Source organism: Streptomyces griseofuscus, assembly GCF_014673495.1.
Lineage (GTDB): Bacteria > Actinomycetota > Actinomycetes > Streptomycetales > Streptomycetaceae > Streptomyces > Streptomyces murinus.
Map to the genome: position 1 here is coordinate 8670150 of NZ_CP051006.1, position 15719 is coordinate 8685868.

Here is a 15719-nt window from a genome sequence, read left to right on the forward strand (position 1 = left end):
GTCGTCCTTTCGGTGTCAGAGCTTGAGTTCGGCGGCGAGGTGGGCGGTGAGGGCGTCGATGGACTGGTACTCGTACAGGAGGCCGGGGGAGAGGCGGCGTTCGATGACTTTCTCCAGGGCGCCGGAGACCTGGACGGCTACGCGGGAGTCGAGGCCGTAGGCCTCGAAGGTCTTGGCGGTGTCGATGTCCTCACGCGGTATCTCGACGTGGACGACCAGGTAGTCCACGAGCCACTGGCGCAGGGCCTGCTCGGTGAGGGGCCCCTGGGGGCGCTGGACCTTCTTGCGGTTGAACATGGTGTGCCTTTCCTCGTCGTACTGCCTCGTGCTGCCGGTGCCGGGTGGCGTGTTGTGTGTGTGCTGTTGTGTCAGGTGGTGGTTCTGGCTTCTTGCCTGCGCCGGGTGATGGTGGTTTTGTCGGGTTCGCGGAGGTTCCATACGATGTGGAGTTTGCCGAGGGCCATGAGGAGCCAGCCGCTGAGGTCGGGTTCCCACCAGGTGACGCCGTGGCGGTAGGAGCCGGGGAAGGCGTGGTGGTTGTTCTGGAGTCCTTCGCCGAAGGTGAGCAGGGCGACGGGCCAGTTGTTGGCGCTGTGGTCCTCGTTGTCGAAGGGCCGTCCGCCGAAGGCGTGGCAGATCGAGCCGACGCACCAGGCGGCCTGGTTGGCGACGAAGATCCGGGCGAGGCCGCCGAAGACGAGTCCGCCGAGCAGTGCCATCGGGGTGCGGACGATCGCGTAGTCGATGAGGGCGGGCAGGGCGAGGCCGAGCAGTACCCACTGCGGGTAGGTGCGGTTGAAGTACATCAGGCGCCGGCTGCGCAGGACGTCGGGTCCGAAGACGGTGACCTTGCTGGCTTCGGGGCTGAGCATCCAGGGCATGTGGGCGTACCACAGGCCGTGCAGGCGGGCTTTGAGGGCCCAGCCGTGGAGGTTGGGGGAGTGGGGGTCGCCTTCCTGGTCGCTGAAGCGGTGGTGGCGGCGGTGGGTGATGACCCAGAACATGAGGGGGCCCTGGGCGCCCATGGATCCGGTGATCATCATGAGGGCTTCGAAGGCGGGTGAGGTCTTGAAGGCTTTGTGGGCGAGGTAGCGGTGGAAGCCCACGGTGATGCCGAACATGTGGACGAAGTACATGGCGGCGAACAGCCACAGGTCGGTCGCGGTGTAGTGGCCGCTCCACAGCAGGTAGGCGGCGGCCGCGGTTCCGATCAGTGGCAGGGTCATGGTGGTCAGGGCGGAGAACCGTTTGATCCGCAGGCTGACGGGGTCGAGCCTGACGACGGCGTTCGCGGCCGCGGTCGCGGACATCGTCAACTCCCTTCCTCTCGGTGTGAGACGGGCTTCGGGGCGTGCCCCGTGTGGTGCGGTGCGGGCGCGGACTGCTCCGGTGTGCGGGGGGCGGGCTCCGGTGCGGGTTCGGGCCGGTCTGGCGTGGGCGTGGTCCGGTTGTCCGGTGCGGGGGTGGCCGGGTCGTCCGGTGCGGGTGTGTGCGGGTCGGGTGGGTGTGGGGTTGGGTGCCGGGTGGTGGGGTGGGGGCGCATGCGGTCGGGGTAGCGGGCGTCGTGGACGAGTCCGAGGGCGTCCAGGGCCCGGATGACGGCTCCGGTGGGGTCGATCTGGAGGAGGTTGTGCCGGTTGTGGGCCAGGGAGGGGCGGGCGTGGTGGTTGTTGTGCCAGGAGCCGCCGACCGAGATCGCCGCGAGGGGGGCCACGTTGCGGCTGGTGTCGCGGGTGCGGTAGGGGCGGTGGCCGATGGTGTGGCCGATGGAGTTGACGGCCCAGGTGACGTGGTCGAGGAGGAAGATGCGGGCCAGTCCGCCCCACAGCAGTCCGCCCACCGCGCCGTGTGTCGTTCCTCCCGACAGGAGCCAGCCCGCGAGTGCCGGCAGCGCGAGCCCGGCCAGCACCCACACGAAGTAGTACTGGTTCAGGCGCATGACGAGGCGGTCGCGGACCATGTCGGGGGCGCGGCGGGCCCAGTCCTGGCGCTGGACGGTGAAGAGCCAGCCGACGTGTCCGTGCCAGAATCCGCGCAGCCGTCCGGCCAGTCCCGGGCCGAGCGCCCGCGGGGAGTGCGGGTCGCCGTCCTTGTCGGTGAAGGCGTGGTGCTGGCGGTGGATGGCCACCCAGAACACGACCGGTCCCTGTGCGGCCATGCTTCCGGCGATGCCCCACAGGGTGGTGACGACGGGGCCGGCGGCGAAGGAGCGGTGGGAGAAGAAGCGGTGGAAGCCGCCTTCCACGCCCAGTGAGGTGATCGCGTACATCACCACCAGCAGCAGGGCGTCAATCCAGGTGAAGCCGTAGTGTGCGGCGAAGACGATCGCGGCGGCGGTGCCGAGGGTGGGGACGCCGACGGTGACCCAGGCGAGGTTGCGGGCTTGCCGGTCGATCCGGGCGGGGGCCGTGGTGGTGCGGGGCGGTGCCTGGCCGGCCCCGGTGCGGGCGCTGCTCATGACACCCCCGCCGGGGCGGCCGCGGTGTCTGCGGGTGCGGGGAAGGTTTTGAGGGTGCCGTCGAGGTAGGCCTTGCGGGTGTCGCGGCGGCGGACTTTGCCGCTGGTGGTCATCAGGACGCATCCGGGGGGTCCGATGTGGATGCGGCCGGGGCGTACGCCGTGGTCCTCGGTGACCGCGGCGGTCATTTTCTCGAGGAGTTCTTTCTCCTGGGCGGCGAATTCTCTGGCGGTGCCGCGGAATTCGGCGACGAGGACGACTTCTTCCTCGTCGCGTGTGGCGTGGGGCAGGGCGAACGCGGCGATGCGGCGCAGGTCCTGGTGGGCGCGCAGGACGGAGTGTTCGATGTCCTGGGGGTGGAGGTTGCGGCCGCTGATGACGATGAGGTCCTTGAGGCGTCCGGTGACGAAGAGTTCCGCGTCGAGGAGGAAGCCGAGGTCTCCGGTGCGCAGGTAGGTGCGGTGGTCGTCGGTGGCGTGGGCGGGGCGGGCGCCGAAGGTGCGGGCGGTCAGTTCGGGGCGCCCCAGGTAGCCGGCGGCGACGCTGGGGCCGTTGACCCAGATCTCGCCGCTCTCGCCGTCGGGCAACGGGGTGAGGGTGTGGGGGTCGACGATGAGGACCTCGTGGCCGTCGGCGATGATTCCGCAGCTGACGACCTTGACCGTGCCCGTGTCGGCCGCACCGCTGTCGGCGCCGTCGCTGTCAGCGGCGTCGCTGTGGGGGTGGGTGCGGTGGGCGTGGCCTTGTTCGAGGGCGGTCTTGTCGAGTTGTTCGGTGCGGATGGTGTCGGCGGTTTCGGGTTTGCCGGAGACGAAGAGGGTGGCTTCGGCGAGTCCGTAGCAGGGGATGAGGCTGCCGGGGTCGAAGCCGACGGGGGCGAAGCGTTCCTCGAAGCGTTCCATGGTGTTGCCGGAGACGGGTTCGCTGCCGCAGAACACCTGGCGCAGGCGGCTGAGGTCGAGGGTGGTGAGTTCTTCGTCGGTGATGTTCTGGGCGCACAGGTCGAACGCGAAGTTCGGGCCGACGGAGATGGTGACCTTGTGGTCGGTGATGGCTTTGAGCCAGCGGTAGGGGTCCTGCACGAAGTGGATGGGGGAGAGCATGACCAGGGGCCAGCCGCCGTGCAGGGCGAGCATGATGGTGCCCATCAGGCCCATGTCGTGGTAGGGGGGCAGCCAGGAGCAGCCGACGCGGTCCTCCTCGTAGCCCATGTGGGTGTCCAGGACCCGGCAGTTGCTGAGCAGGTTCTCGTGGGTGAGGACGATGCCCTTGGGGTCGCCGGTCGATCCCGAGCTGTACTGGATCAGTGCCGGCTCCACCACCCGTGAGGGCACGGGCCCGTTGGCCGGCGGCTGGTAGAAGTCCGGTTCGGGGAAGATCCACTGGGGGTGTTCGGTGGTGGGGGTGAGCTGCTGGTGGAAGTGGTCGACCTGGGGGGCGAAGCGGGGGTCGGTCAGGACGGCGCGTGGGTTGCAGTCGTCCAGGACGGACAGGAAGCGGGCGGTGGCGCGTCGTCCGAACGGCGGGAAGCAGGGTACGGCGGTGCAGCCGGCCTGCATGATGCCGAAGAGTCCGGCGACGTAGTCGAGTCCGGGGTCCAGGGCGAGGACGACGTGGCCCTGGGTGAGGCCGCGTTCGTTGAGGTGGGCGGCGACCGCGCCGGCGCGGTCGGCGAGTTCGCGGTAGGTCCAGTCGATCGGGTGGTCGCCGGTCCCGTCGGGCAGGAAGCGGAACGCGAGCCGGTCGGGTGTCCGGGTCGCGCGGTGTTCGAGGACGTGGACCAGCGAGGTGTGGGCGGACGGTGGCAGCGGACTCACAGGAATACGGCCTTCCGGGTCGGTCTGCGTGTGGGACACGTGCGTGATCTGTGGGCGAACCCCCAACCCCCAACCCCCCAAGCCCCCGAGCCTCCAGGCCCCGAGGCCGAGGCCCCGAGTTGGAGGCCCCGAGCCTCCAGGCCCCGAGGCCGAGGCCCCGAGTTGGAGGCCCCGAGCCTCCAGGCCCCGAGGCCCTGAGCCTTTGAGGCCCTGAGCTCCTGAGCCCCTGAGGCCCCGAGGTCCCGAGGCTCCTGGGCCCCGAACCCCCGAGCCTTTGCGGCCCTGAGCTCCTGAGCCCCTGAGGCCCCGGGCTCCCGGGCCTCCGAGGCTGCGAGCCCCCGAACCCCCCGAGGCCGTGGGGCCGGGAGAGCGGGAGGGCCCCTTGCGGTGCGTGGCCCGTGGCGCGCGGGCCCGCGGCCGGGAGGTTGTGGCGCCGGGGCCCGGACGTGTGGCCTGTGACGGGGCTGTGGCGCCGCCTTCCCGCGGCGCGCGGGCGTGTGACGCCGGGACTTGTGACGCCGCGTTCCCGCGGGGGCGGGCGCGTGGCGCGTGTCACCGGTGCCCGTGGTGCCGGGGCTCGTGGTGCCGTGGTGCGTGGTGCCGGGGCTCGTGATGTGCGGGCCTGTGGCGTGTGGGTGTGCGGAGGGGGTGCGGGTGGTGCTGGGGTGGGGGTGGTGTCAGAGGGTGCGGACCACGCGTAGTTGCTGGGCGCTGCCCAGGTGGGTGCCGTCGGGTGTCCAGGCGTCGATCTGTTCGTCGACCCAGCCGTCGGGTCCGGCGGTGCGGGTGGTGGCCCGCAGCAGGATCCAGGGGGAGGTGGCGGTGGCCAGTCCCGGGGCGGGGCGTACGGTCAGTTCGACGGTGGGGACGACGGCGAGGGTGGACAGGATCGCCGCGTAGGAGGGGGCGAGGGCGTCCATCAGCAGGACGAGGCGGAGCGGGTCGGGGGCTTCGTCGTCCTCGGTCAGCCGTACCCAGGCGAGGAGTTCGGGCTGCGGGCCGCCGGCGTAGGGGCGGGCGGTGCCGACGGGGCGGATCTCCATGCTGGTGGCGATGGGTACGAACTCCGCGGGGATGGCGAACACTTCGCACTCGGCGGGGGGCGGTGCGGGCGGGGCCTGGGGGGTGACGGGCTGCCAGGTGTTCTCGCCGCGGCGGGCGAACACGGCGCTCGCCTCGATCGCGGTGCCCTTCTCGCTCTGGGCCTGGGCGCGGACCACGCTGAGGGTCCGTCCGGCCCGTACCAGGGCGGCGTCCACGGTGAAGCCGGGGTCGACGGGCCGGTCGAACCGGCCGGTGACGCTCTGGAGTTCGAGTCCGGGTGCGTGTTCGCGCATCGCGGAGGTCAGCAGGGCGAGGGCGAGACCGCCGTGGAACCCGCCGAAGCCGCGCAGGTGCGCGTCCGCTTGCAGCCACCCGTTCACCGGTTTTCTCAGGAGGGCTCCCGGTGTCGCCCCGTCAGTGTTCAGCATGCGAAGACAGCGTCCCGTCCGAGTGTGTGGAAAAGAGGGGGGTGTGCGGGGGTGCCGGCCCCGGGGCGGGCTGTACAGGAGCCTGCCCCGGGCCGGGGGTGGGGGTCAGCCGAAGAAGGCGGTCAGTTCGGCCGCGACGGTCTCGGGCTGTTCCTCGACCATGTAGTTGCGGGTGTTCTTGACCTCGATGACGCGTACGTCGCTGCCGCAGGTGGGCAGGACGCGGTTCATGTAGTCGTAGAACCCGCCGTAGGCGAGGCCGAGGACGGGCACGGACAGCTTGCCGTAGCCGCGGAAGTCGTCGATGTCCTGCTGGTAGGCCTGGAACCAGCCCTGGCTGGCGCGGATGGCTTCGGGTGTGTCGTACGCGTGCGCGTACACGTCGCGGTCCTGCGGCAGGACGGCGTCGGGGTTGACCAGGCTCAGGCCGAGCATGTAGTCGATCATGATGCGGTAGCGGCCGGCGAGTGCCTGTTCGGGGAAGCCGGGCACGATGTTGAAGGCGAGCCACCAGCGGTGCGGGGGGGTGTCCTCGGGCTTCGGCATCAGGCGGAAGTTCTGGTAGCTGTCGTCGATGTGCGTGGTGTTGATGATGGCGAGGCGGTTGGTGGCCGCTTCGTGGTTCGCGGCGTAGGCGAAGGCGACCATGGCGCCGATGCCGTGTCCGGCGATGTTGATCCGCTTGTGGCCGAGGTGTTCGGCCAGGGCGCGGATGTCGGCGGCCATGTTTTTCTTCTCGTAGCCAAAGCCGGGGCGGCTGGAGCCGCCCATGCCGCGGATGTCGACCGCGACGACGCGGAAGTGTTCCGCGAGGGCGGGCATCACCTTGCGGTACTCCCACCAGGTCTCCGGCCAGCCCGGCAGCAGGAACAGCGGTTCGCCCTGCCCGCCGGTGACGTAGTGCAGCCGCACCCCGTTGACGTCGGCGTACTCGCTGGTGAAGCCGCCCTCAAGGGACGCGGCGAGTTCCTCGTCGGACGGTACGTTCGTGCCCATCAGTGTGCTCTCCCTCGTTGCTGTGGTGCGGTCGGGACGGCTCTGCCCGGGGGACCGCCCCGGGACCGCCGTCCCCCTCCGGACCCCGGCCGGGCCGGGAACCTCCGCCCCGAAGGACCGCCGGGACCCCGAAAGGCCGTCCCGGCCAGGCCGTCCCGGCGGGGTCGTCCCCGGGGTCGCCCGGGTCCTGCCGTGGGCGGTCCCGGGGGGTCCGGGGCGGTCCGGGGCGGTGGGATCCCGGGGGTCGGGGTCGGGGTTGGGGTTGGGTGGGGGGTGTGGTCAGTCGGCCGTGACCGGGAGCCGGCCGTGGCCGCGCTGGACGATCTGGTCGCGGAACGTGGCCTCGCCGGCGAGCCGCAGCCCGGGCAGCCGGCGCAGCAGCAGGGGCACCGCCGTCTCCGCGGACATCCGGGCCAGGGCCGCGCCCAGGCAGAAGTGCGCGCCGCCGCTGAAGGTGAGCGGGCTGTTGTCGCGGCGGGCGGGGTCGAAGACGTCCGGGTCCGTGAAGCGGCGCGGGTCGCGGTTGCCGGCGGCGATGAGCAGGGTCAGCGGCACGCCCTGGGCGACCTTGACGCCGAAGAAGTCCAGGTCGCGTGAGGCGACGCGGTTCAGGATCTGGGCGGCGGGGTCGAAGCGCAGGGTCTCGTCGGTGAAGCCGGCCGCGAACCCGGGTTCGGTGCGCAGCCGTTCGGCCTCGGCGGGGTGGGTGAGGGCGAGACGGACCATGTTGCTGAGCAGGTCCTGGGGTGCCTCGGTCGCGGCGACCAGGAGCAGCATGAGGTTGGCGACCAGTTCGGTCTCGCTCAGTTCGCCGCCCGCGTCGCGGGCGGCGGTGAAGGAGCTGGTCAGGTCGGTGGTGGGGTGGGCGCGGCGGCGGGCGACGAGGTCGTGGAAGTAGACGGCGAGGCGTTCCATGGCCGCGTCGCCGGCGGTGAGCTGGCCCATGTCGCGGATCGGTTCCAGGGTCAGCGTGATGTCGCCGACGTCCGCGCGGAACGCGTCGTGGTCCTCGTCGGGGATGCCGAGCAGTTCCCCGATGACGCCGGCGGCCATCGGGAAGGAGAACTCCGCGACCACGTCGACCGCCTCCCCGCCCGCGGCGAGGCGGGCGACGCGTTCGACGGCGTACGCGGCCCGCCGTTCGACCAGGGGCCGCCAGGCCTCCACGCTGCGCGCGGAGAAGGCGCTGGAGAAGAAGCGCCGGTAGCGCTCGTGGTCGGGGTCGTTGGAGAACAGCATGTTCTTCGTCAGCCAGGACCAGGAGGCGTGTTCGCGCCAGCCGGGCAGCTTGCCGTCCTGGACGGCGGCGTCGGTCGACAGCAGGTCCGGCTCGCGCAGTGCCCGCGCGCACTCGGCGTGGCCGGTGACGAAGAGGTGGGCTCCGCCCACGTCGACGACCGGCCCGTGGGCCCGCATCTGCTCGTACAGCGGGTAGGGGTCCTGTTTGCCCTCGAAGGACAGCAGACGGCCCATCACGTCGATCGGGTCTGCCAGGGTTTTCGTGGGACTCACTCTCACTCCGGGTATTCGACGGCAGCCGGGCATGCGGTGCGTGCGGTACAGGGGTGGTGTCCTTGCGGGCGGTACAGGGCGAGTTCGGTAATTGCCGGTGGTGCGCGGTGCATCAGCGTGTCCGAGGCAGGTGATCCGGGCCGGACACGTGGTTCGCGGTGCAATGGTGCAGAGCCCGAACTCAATGGGCTCTGTGTACTCGTCGTACTCGTCGAGTTGGAATGTCCAACTCGATTGTTCGAGCGACAATAACAATCTTCTTCGCCCCCGGGCAATCCCCGCGATCAGCGGATACGCAAGAGTTACGCGCCGGTAAGGTCGCGTCCGCCGGGAATGTGTATCGAGGGCATGAAACCGCTGCGCGGGCCCGTGAACACCCGGACGGAATACGGCAGTCCGCCTCCGCGGAAGCAAAGACACCGTTGTCAGTGATCCACTCCGCATTACCGGTGTGGCGTACGTCATGTCTCCGTGATGTCTCCATGTGTCGAACGGATGTGACGGTCGTGAATCCCCGTCCTCTCCATGGGCCGAACGCGCCGCGCAAAACCGGAATTCGGTGCCGCGGTTCCCGGAAAGAGCTGACGGCCGGTCAGATCGGTTGATCTGACCGGCCGTCGCACACGGTTCCCGCCCTCCCCCGGCCCGGGCCGGGGGACGGTGACTACGGGCTGTTCACGCCCCGCCGGCCCCCGCGGCCCCGCCGGCTTCGGTGGTTTCGGCGGGCCGGGCGGGCTGGGTGGTGCGGGGGGTCTTGCCGACGCTGCCGACGAAGAAGCAGGCGATCGCGGCGGCCGCGGTGGCCGTCAGCGTCATCTCCCAGCCCCGGTCGAAGGAGTCCGCCTGGTGGGCGGCGCCGGAGCCCATGGTGGCCACCAGCAGCGAGATGCCCAGGACGGTGCCGGCCTGGCGGGCCATGGTGATGACACCGGAACCGGTGGAGAAGCTCTGCGGCGGCAGGCCGGAGACACCGGCGCTGATCAGCGTGGGCAGGGTCAGGCCGACCCCGATGCCGGTGAGCAGCATGCCGGGCAGCATCCCGCCCGCGTAGCCGGCGTCCGGCCCCAGCAGGACCAGCCACCAGGCGATGCCCGCGCCGAAGACGACGCACCCGGTGAAGGCGACCACGCTGGAGCCGAAGCGGTGGATGACCGGCCCGATGCTCATGGCCAGCGCGGGCGGCAGTAGCGTGCCCGGGAAGATCGCGAGCCCGGTCCGCACCGCCGACCAGTGCCACACGTCCTGGCACCACAGCACGCTCGACAGCAGCATCGCCGCGAAGGCGACGGCGAACAGCACGTTGGAGAACGCGGACGGGCTGAAACCGCGGAACTTGAACAGCGGCAGCGGCAGCACCGGCGAGGCGTGGCGGGCGGAGCGCACCGTGAACCAGACCAGCCCCAGCACCCCCAGCACGAGGGCGCCGAGGAACTTCTGTGACGCCCAGCCCCAGTCGTCGCCCCTGACCAGGCCGAGCGCGATCAGCGCGATGGACACGGTCAGCACGGCGGCACCGAGCACGTCCGCCCGCGGCAGGTCCCGGGCGGCAACACGCGGCAGCACCCGCAGACCGCCCAGCAGCGCGGCCACCCCGATCGGCACGTTCACCAGGAACACCCAGTGCCAGCTCAGATCGGTCAGCAGCCCGCCCAGCACCGGACCCAGCGCACTGGCCACACCGCTGATCGCCGTCCACCCCCGCACCGACGCGAGCCGCTTCTCGGGCGGCGCGGTCGCCAGCAGCAGACCCAGCGAGGAGGGGATCAGCATCGCCGCGCCGACCGCTTGCAGCACCCGCGCCCCGACCAGCAGCCAGATCCCCGGCGCCAGCGCGCACAGCACCGAGGAGAGCGTGAAGAGCGCGATGCCCGACAGATAGGCGATCCGCGGATTGACCCGGTCCGCGAAATTGCCCGCCGGCACCAGCAGCGCGGCGAACACCACCGCGTACGCGTTCAGCACCCACGACAGGGACGCCAGCGACGTCCCCGAGAACTGGTGCCCGATGTCCGGCAGCGCCACATTGACGATGAACACGTCCAGGTTGGCCATCGCCACCCCGGCGGCGATCACCGTGAAGACCACCCCGAGCCGCGGTCGTTGCTCTGTGGGACCGGGGGTATCGGCGGTCCGGCCGTCAGGGAGGCTCATGTTCGTCCCATCTCAGTTTGGAATTCCAACTCACTTGCGCAGTGAAGCTAGCAACGAACGAACACACACGGCAACGCCCGCCGGTGTGCTGTGACGCGTACCTCTTCCGGCACGTCAGACAGGTCCCGCAAGGACAATGACGACCCGTCAGACAACAAAGGACACCATTTCGAACACACCGGCACCCCCGGCTCCGGAAAGCGCCACCCGGAGCGGGCACGGCCCCCGGTCCGCGGGCCGTCCCAATCACGCCGCGACGCGGTTCATCGGTCGTTCAGGGCCGGGCGGCAACCTCTACCGGTGTCGGAACACGACTCCTGAGCGTTGCGGGCTCCACCAAGACGACCGGGAACCCGGCGGGACCACGTTGCCGCGTGCCCCCGCAGCCGGCGCCCTCACCGGAGGGCGCCGGCGGGACGACACCGCGCCCCGCCCGGCCCCGCGGACCCCCCGGCACCGGGCGGCACCACTTTCGGGAACCGGCGCGAGCACGCGAGACGGCCCGCGGGGCCCGGCCCCGGCAAAGCCGTGCTCACGGCAGGGCGGTTGTCCAGATCGTCGGCAGCGTTCACGGGCGAGCGTTCCGCGCCCCCCGGACACCTCGCACGACCCCGCGGCCACGGACCCGGCGGTCCCACCGCCGGCCCGCCGCTCACCCCCCGGCTCACCCCCCGGCTCACCGCCACCGCGCCCGCCCCACCGCCCCCGCCGCCGTCAGCGGCACCGTCAGGGCCGCCGCCAGCCAGAACAACGGCCGGTACGCGTGCGCCTGCGCGGCCGGAGCCGCCAGCACACCGGCCACCGCACCGCCCGCGTACAGGGCGACCCCGAACAGGGCCACCCCGGTCGCCCGGGCCGCCGCGGACACGGCGGTCGCCCACGACTGCACCGTGGAGTGCAGGAACGACCAGCCGCCCCCCAGCAGCAGCGCCACCACCACGAGCACCCCGGCCCGCTGGCTGTACCCGGCGAGCAGATACGCCAGAGCCGTCTGGGCGCCGCCGGCCACGATCAGCCGTACCGGACTCCACCGGCCGACGAGCCGCCCGACCACCCGCGCCGCGCCCATCGACCCCACCCCGTACAGGGCCGCGACCGCCCCCGCGAGGACCACGGGAACCCCGCGCGCCTCCAGCGCCGGCGCCAGATACGTCAAGAAGCCCAGCAGCACCGCCCCTTCGAGCAGCGCCACGGCCATGACGTACCACTGCCACCGCGAACACAGCACCACCCGCAGCGGCGCCACCGGCGTGGGGCGTTCCCGGGGCGGCTCGGGCAGCCGCCGCAGCGCCACCACCAGGAGCGCGGCGAGGACACCGGGCAGCGCGAACACCAGCCGCCAGCTGAGCCACTGCGCCACCAGCCCGGCCACCAGCGTGGCCGTCGCCGTGCCCAGCGCGAAGGCACTCATCAGTGAGCTCAGCGGCCGCTGCCGTACCGCCGCGGGCACCGTGTCGCCCACATACGTCAGACACACCGCGATCGCGGCCGCGAAGAACCCCCCGGCCACCACACGGGCCCCGATCAGCACGGGGACGCTGGGCGCGAGGGCCGAGACCAGGGCGGCCGGCGCCGCCCCGGCCAGGGAGACCCGCAGCACCCGCACCCGCCCCCACCGGTCACTGGCCACCCCCCACACCGGCTGCGCCAGCCCGTAGGCGAGGTAGTAGCCGCTCGCGGCCGCCGCCACGCTGTGCAGCGGGGCCCCGAGCCGGGAGGCGAGGACGACGAGCATGGGGGCGATGCAGAAACGGTCGAAGTTGCTGACGAACCCGGCCGCCCGCAACAGCCGCACCGCGAAGGCGGGCAGGGCCGCCACCGGTGCCGCGACGATGCTGGTACTCACAAGAGGGACACTCCCTGCTCCGGAAAAAAGGGGCCCGCATGAAGCCCGCACGGAGTCCGCACAGGGCCCACGAGGACGCGGAACGCAGTCCACGAGGGCGAGGGCGAGGACGTGAATCAGGACCGGCCGCCCGGGGGCGGACCCGGCCCGCCACCAGCCCACCACGGCCGGCGGCAGGGCGAAGCCGGAAGGCTATTACCCTTGCTCACACCCACCCGGGCCCGCCCGCGCACCCGGTCACGGCACCATCGAGGCAACGCCCGCCCAGGGACCGTGAACGACACCCCCCGGACGGGCCGGTGGAACGACACCCCCCAGGGCCGGTGGACGGCACCCCGGGGCCAGGGGGCGGCACCCCGGGGGGCGAACACCCCGCCGCCCGAAGGAGAAACCCCCGCCGATGACGCACTCCGGGCCGCCGACGACGCCCCACGCGTTCCCCCACCGTGAACTGGGCGCCTTCCTGCGCTCCCGCCGCGAACGGCTCGCCCCGCACACCGTCGGCCTGCCCGCCGCCCCCGGCCGCCGCACACCCGGCCTGCGCAGAGCCGAAGTCGCCGAACGCGCCGGCATCAGCCTCTCCTGGTACACCTGGCTGGAACAGGGCCGCGTGCGCACCTCCCCGCAGGTACTGCGCGCCGTGGCCCGGGCCCTGCGCCTGGACGAGGCGGAGACCGCGCACGTCCTGTCGTTCACCGCCGAGGACAGGCCCCCCGCGAACCCTCCCACCTTCGTCTCCCGCAACCTGCTCACCCTCGTCCAGAGCATGGCCCCCTACCCCGCCGTGGTCCTGGACCCGCACTGGGACCTGCTGGCGTGGAACACCTCCTACGCCGCCCTGCTGACCGACCCCGCCCGCCTGCACCCCAAGCAACGCAACCTGCTGTGGCTGGTGTTCTGCTGGCCGCCGGCCCGCACCCTCCTCGCCGACTGGCCGCGCGAAGCCCGCGCCCTGCTCGGCCAGTTCCGCTCCCGGGCCGCCCACCGCCCGGGCGACCCCCGCTTCACCGAACTCCTCGGCCGGCTCCTCACCGACCCCGACGCGGCCCGCTGGTACGCCGACCGCGAGACCACCGCCTTCCAGCCCTCCGTACGCCGCTTCCACCACCCGGCGGCGGGCGAACTGCGCCTGCGCTACGTCAAACTGGCCGCCGTCGACGAACCCGGCCACCACCTGCTGACCTACCTCCCCGACGACCCCGCCTCCCACGACGCCCTGCGCCGCCTGGAGAAGACCGCCCCGAGTCCCTGCCCCGGGAGAGGACCATGCCAAGCCCGTACGACGCCGACACCACAGCCCCACACGGCCGCCCGCTGGTGACACGCGCCCTCACCCGGGAGGCCGACCGCGCCCGGCACCTCCTGGCCGGCGGCCGGTGGCGCCCCACCGCCCCTGACACGGAGGCCGCGACAGCAGTCCTCGCCCGCCTCACCGCCCCCCTCCCGGCCCGACAGGCGCCGACCGAGAGGCGGTTGGCCGTGGCCCGGGACCGGCGCCTCCAGCGGATCCTGCGCACCACCCTGCACCACCTCGACGCGGGCGCCGTCAGCCCGCCCGCCGCCGCCCTCTTCGCCGCCGTCGCCCGAGCCCTCCTGCCCTGGCACGCCCACCCGAACCCGCCGCCCGCCGCCGCGGTCCCCGCCCACACCGCCGCACCGCACCCCCCGGGCCGTGCACCGACACCGCCGACGGAAGCGGGCGAGGCCCTCCTGCCCGCCCTGATCGCCCTGTTCACCACCCTGGCCGCACCACCCCCGCCCGGCACCGCCCCGCTCGCCCCCGCCGCCGAGCCCTGGCACGCCCGCCACGAAGGCCGCTTCCGCCGCTACGGCAGGCCCGGCCCCGGGGTGTGGACGGCCGAGACCGTCGGCTGCCCCGGGTGCGGCGGCACGACGGGCCCCTGGACGGTGGTCTGCGACTGGCAGGCGATCACGCTCGGCCGCGCGTGCGGTACGGCCACCCGCGAGCACGGCCTCGCCTTCTCGGAGGTCTGGCTCCTGATGCCGGACGGCTGACCGGGCACCCCGCCCCTCCACCGCCCCCCAGGGCCCGGCCTCCCGGGGGATGTCGGCTCTTTGTCGGCGCCGACGGCGCCGTGTCGGTGAACTGTCGACGCCCGCCCGGACAGTGGAGCCCATCCGGACACCGGCCCTTGCCGGGGCCCGGCCCCGGAGCACCCCGACGGCGGAAGGACCCCTCTTTCATGACCACGGACGTCACGATCATCGGTGCCGGGCTCGGCGGCCTCACCCTCGCCCGCGTCCTGCACCTGCACGGCATACCGGCCACGGTCTACGAGGCGGAACCCTCACCGACCGCCCGCTCGCAGGGCGGACTGCTCGACATCCACGACTACAACGGCCAACTCGCCATCCATGCAGCGGACCTGACGGACGAGTTCCGGGCCATCGTCCTGGACGGCCGGCAGGCGATGCGCATCCTCGACACGGACGGGACCGTCCTGTTCGACAAGAGCGACGACGGCACCGGCGGCCGCCCCGAGGTACAGCGCGGCGAACTGCGCCAGATCCTGCTCGACTCGCTGCCGCCCGGGACCGTGCGGTGGGGCCGCAAGGTCACCCGCACCCGCGCCCTGGGGGAGGGCCGCCACGAAGTGGTCTTCGCCGACGGGCGGAGCGTGGTCACCGGCCTGCTGGTCGGCGCGGACGGCGCCTGGTCACGCGTGCGCCCCCTGCTCACCGCGGCCGAACCCGCCTACACCGGCAGGTCGGTCGTGGAGACCTACCTGTACGACGCCGCCACCCGGCACCCGGCCACCGCGAAGGCGGTCGGCGCCGGCTCGACGATGGTGTCCGCGCGGAGCCGGGAGATCTTCGTCCACCGGGAGCGGGACGACACCCTGCACGCCTACGCGGGCCTGTCCGTGCCGCAGGACTGGTTCGCGGCCGTCGACCTCTTTGACCCCGCGGCGGCGGCCGCGCGGATCGCGGCCGAGTTCGCCGGCTGGGCGCCGGAACTCACCGCGCTGATCACCGCCACCGACACCGCACCGGCCCTGCGCCCCCTTTACGCCCTGCCGGCCGGGACCCGCTGGGACCGCGTCCTGGGCGTGACCCTCCTGGGCGACGCCGCACACCTGACCGCGCCCAACGGCGAGGGCGCCAACCTGGCCATGCTCGACGGCGCCGAACTCGGCCGGGCGCTGGCCGCCCGTCCCGGCGACACCGAGGCCGCGCTCGCCGCGTACGAGCAGGCCATGTTCGAACGCGCCCTGCAATCCGCCGGGATCCCCGGCATCGACCCCGGCGAGAGCACGGTCCACGACCTGGTCGCCGCGTTCACCCGCCACGAACAGCCCTGACCGCGCCCGCCCGTACGCCCTCCACGGCGGGCACGGCGGGCAACGGCGGGTGTGTGCGGGGTCAGTTGAGTTCGCCGGGGTGGGGCCCGGTGCGCAGGCCGCGGTCGAGGGCGGCCAGGGCCTGCATCTCCTCGGCCCGGTGGC

General features: G+C 72.6%; 12 protein-coding genes. 3 read left to right on the forward strand and 9 right to left on the reverse strand.

The genetic code is table 11. From position 1 onward, the window contains the following. Nucleotides 1-15: 15 nt before the first annotated feature. From HEP81_RS38965 to HEP81_RS39005, 9 genes are all read right to left on the reverse strand, one after another. Nucleotides 16-297 (reverse strand): acyl carrier protein, encoded by a 282-nt coding sequence (locus tag HEP81_RS38965; RefSeq protein ID WP_037661851.1) that lies wholly within the window; start codon nt 295-297, stop codon nt 16-18. A gap of 71 nt (nt 298-368) precedes the next feature. Beyond that, a complete protein-coding gene (locus HEP81_RS38970) occupies nt 369-1310 on the reverse strand; it encodes an acyl-CoA desaturase (protein ID WP_037661850.1) in 942 nt (313 codons plus the stop codon). 2 nt (nt 1311-1312) lie between these two features. After that, nucleotides 1313-2458: an acyl-CoA desaturase gene (locus HEP81_RS38975; RefSeq protein ID WP_274599473.1), complete on the reverse strand. Its 1146-nt coding sequence runs from the start codon at nt 2456-2458 to the stop codon at nt 1313-1315. After that, entirely contained in the window at nt 2455-4314 is a 1860-nt protein-coding gene (locus HEP81_RS38980; RefSeq protein ID WP_243279236.1) for a fatty acyl-AMP ligase, read from the reverse strand. The genes HEP81_RS38975 and HEP81_RS38980 overlap by 4 nt, the downstream gene beginning before the upstream one ends. A gap of 638 nt (nt 4315-4952) precedes the next feature. After that, nucleotides 4953-5747, reverse strand: a complete 795-nt coding sequence (locus tag HEP81_RS38985; protein ID WP_233361065.1) for a thioesterase family protein — start codon at nt 5745-5747, stop codon at nt 4953-4955. 105 nt (nt 5748-5852) lie between these two features. Then, nucleotides 5853-6743, reverse strand: a complete 891-nt coding sequence (locus HEP81_RS38990; RefSeq protein ID WP_037661848.1) for an alpha/beta fold hydrolase — start codon at nt 6741-6743, stop codon at nt 5853-5855. Nucleotides 6744-7022: 279 nt separating this feature from the next. Then, nucleotides 7023-8255: a cytochrome P450 gene (locus tag HEP81_RS38995; protein ID WP_051850564.1), complete on the reverse strand. Its 1233-nt coding sequence runs from the start codon at nt 8253-8255 to the stop codon at nt 7023-7025. 675 nt (nt 8256-8930) lie between these two features. Then, on the reverse strand, nt 8931-10406 hold the full coding sequence (locus HEP81_RS39000; protein WP_051850563.1) for an MFS transporter: 1476 nt from the start codon (nt 10404-10406) through the stop codon (nt 8931-8933). Between the two features lie 676 nt (nt 10407-11082). Continuing rightward, nucleotides 11083-12252: an MFS transporter gene (locus HEP81_RS39005; RefSeq protein ID WP_051850562.1), complete on the reverse strand. Its 1170-nt coding sequence runs from the start codon at nt 12250-12252 to the stop codon at nt 11083-11085. A 400-nt stretch (nt 12253-12652) separates the two neighbouring features. Between HEP81_RS39005 and HEP81_RS39010 the strand changes: the two genes are divergently transcribed. The 3 genes from HEP81_RS39010 (at nt 12653) to HEP81_RS39020 (ending at nt 15575) form a co-directional block, all read left to right on the forward strand. Then, on the forward strand, nt 12653-13573 hold the full coding sequence (locus HEP81_RS39010; RefSeq protein WP_051850561.1) for a helix-turn-helix transcriptional regulator: 921 nt from the start codon (nt 12653-12655) through the stop codon (nt 13571-13573). Continuing rightward, nucleotides 13519-14268: a hypothetical protein gene (locus tag HEP81_RS39015; RefSeq protein ID WP_051850560.1), complete on the forward strand. Its 750-nt coding sequence runs from the start codon at nt 13519-13521 to the stop codon at nt 14266-14268. The genes HEP81_RS39010 and HEP81_RS39015 overlap by 55 nt, the downstream gene beginning before the upstream one ends. Nucleotides 14269-14456: 188 nt before the next feature. Then, a complete protein-coding gene (locus HEP81_RS39020) occupies nt 14457-15575 on the forward strand; it encodes an FAD-dependent oxidoreductase (RefSeq protein WP_037661838.1) in 1119 nt (372 codons plus the stop codon). The last annotated feature ends 144 nt before the right edge of the window (nt 15576-15719 follow it).

Excerpts from the sequence above, each read along its gene's own strand:
- HEP81_RS38965 (WP_037661851.1), bottom strand. The coding sequence starts at position 297 with ATGTTCAACCGCAAGAAGGTCCAGCGCCCCCAGGGGCCCCTCACCGAG.
- HEP81_RS38970 (WP_037661850.1), bottom strand. The coding sequence starts at position 1,310 with ATGTCCGCGACCGCGGCCGCGAACGCCGTCGTCAGGCTCGACCCCGTC.
- HEP81_RS38975 (WP_274599473.1), bottom strand. The coding sequence starts at position 2,458 with ATGAGCAGCGCCCGCACCGGGGCCGGCCAGGCACCGCCCCGCACCACC.
- HEP81_RS38985 (WP_233361065.1), bottom strand. The coding sequence starts at position 5,747 with ATGCTGAACACTGACGGGGCGACACCGGGAGCCCTCCTGAGAAAACCG.
- HEP81_RS38990 (WP_037661848.1), bottom strand. The coding sequence starts at position 6,743 with ATGGGCACGAACGTACCGTCCGACGAGGAACTCGCCGCGTCCCTTGAG.
- HEP81_RS39000 (WP_051850563.1), bottom strand. The coding sequence starts at position 10,406 with ATGAGCCTCCCTGACGGCCGGACCGCCGATACCCCCGGTCCCACAGAG.
- HEP81_RS39010 (WP_051850561.1), top strand. The coding sequence starts at position 12,653 with ATGACGCACTCCGGGCCGCCGACGACGCCCCACGCGTTCCCCCACCGT.
- HEP81_RS39015 (WP_051850560.1), top strand. The coding sequence starts at position 13,519 with ATGCCAAGCCCGTACGACGCCGACACCACAGCCCCACACGGCCGCCCG.
- HEP81_RS39020 (WP_037661838.1), top strand. The coding sequence starts at position 14,457 with ATGACCACGGACGTCACGATCATCGGTGCCGGGCTCGGCGGCCTCACC.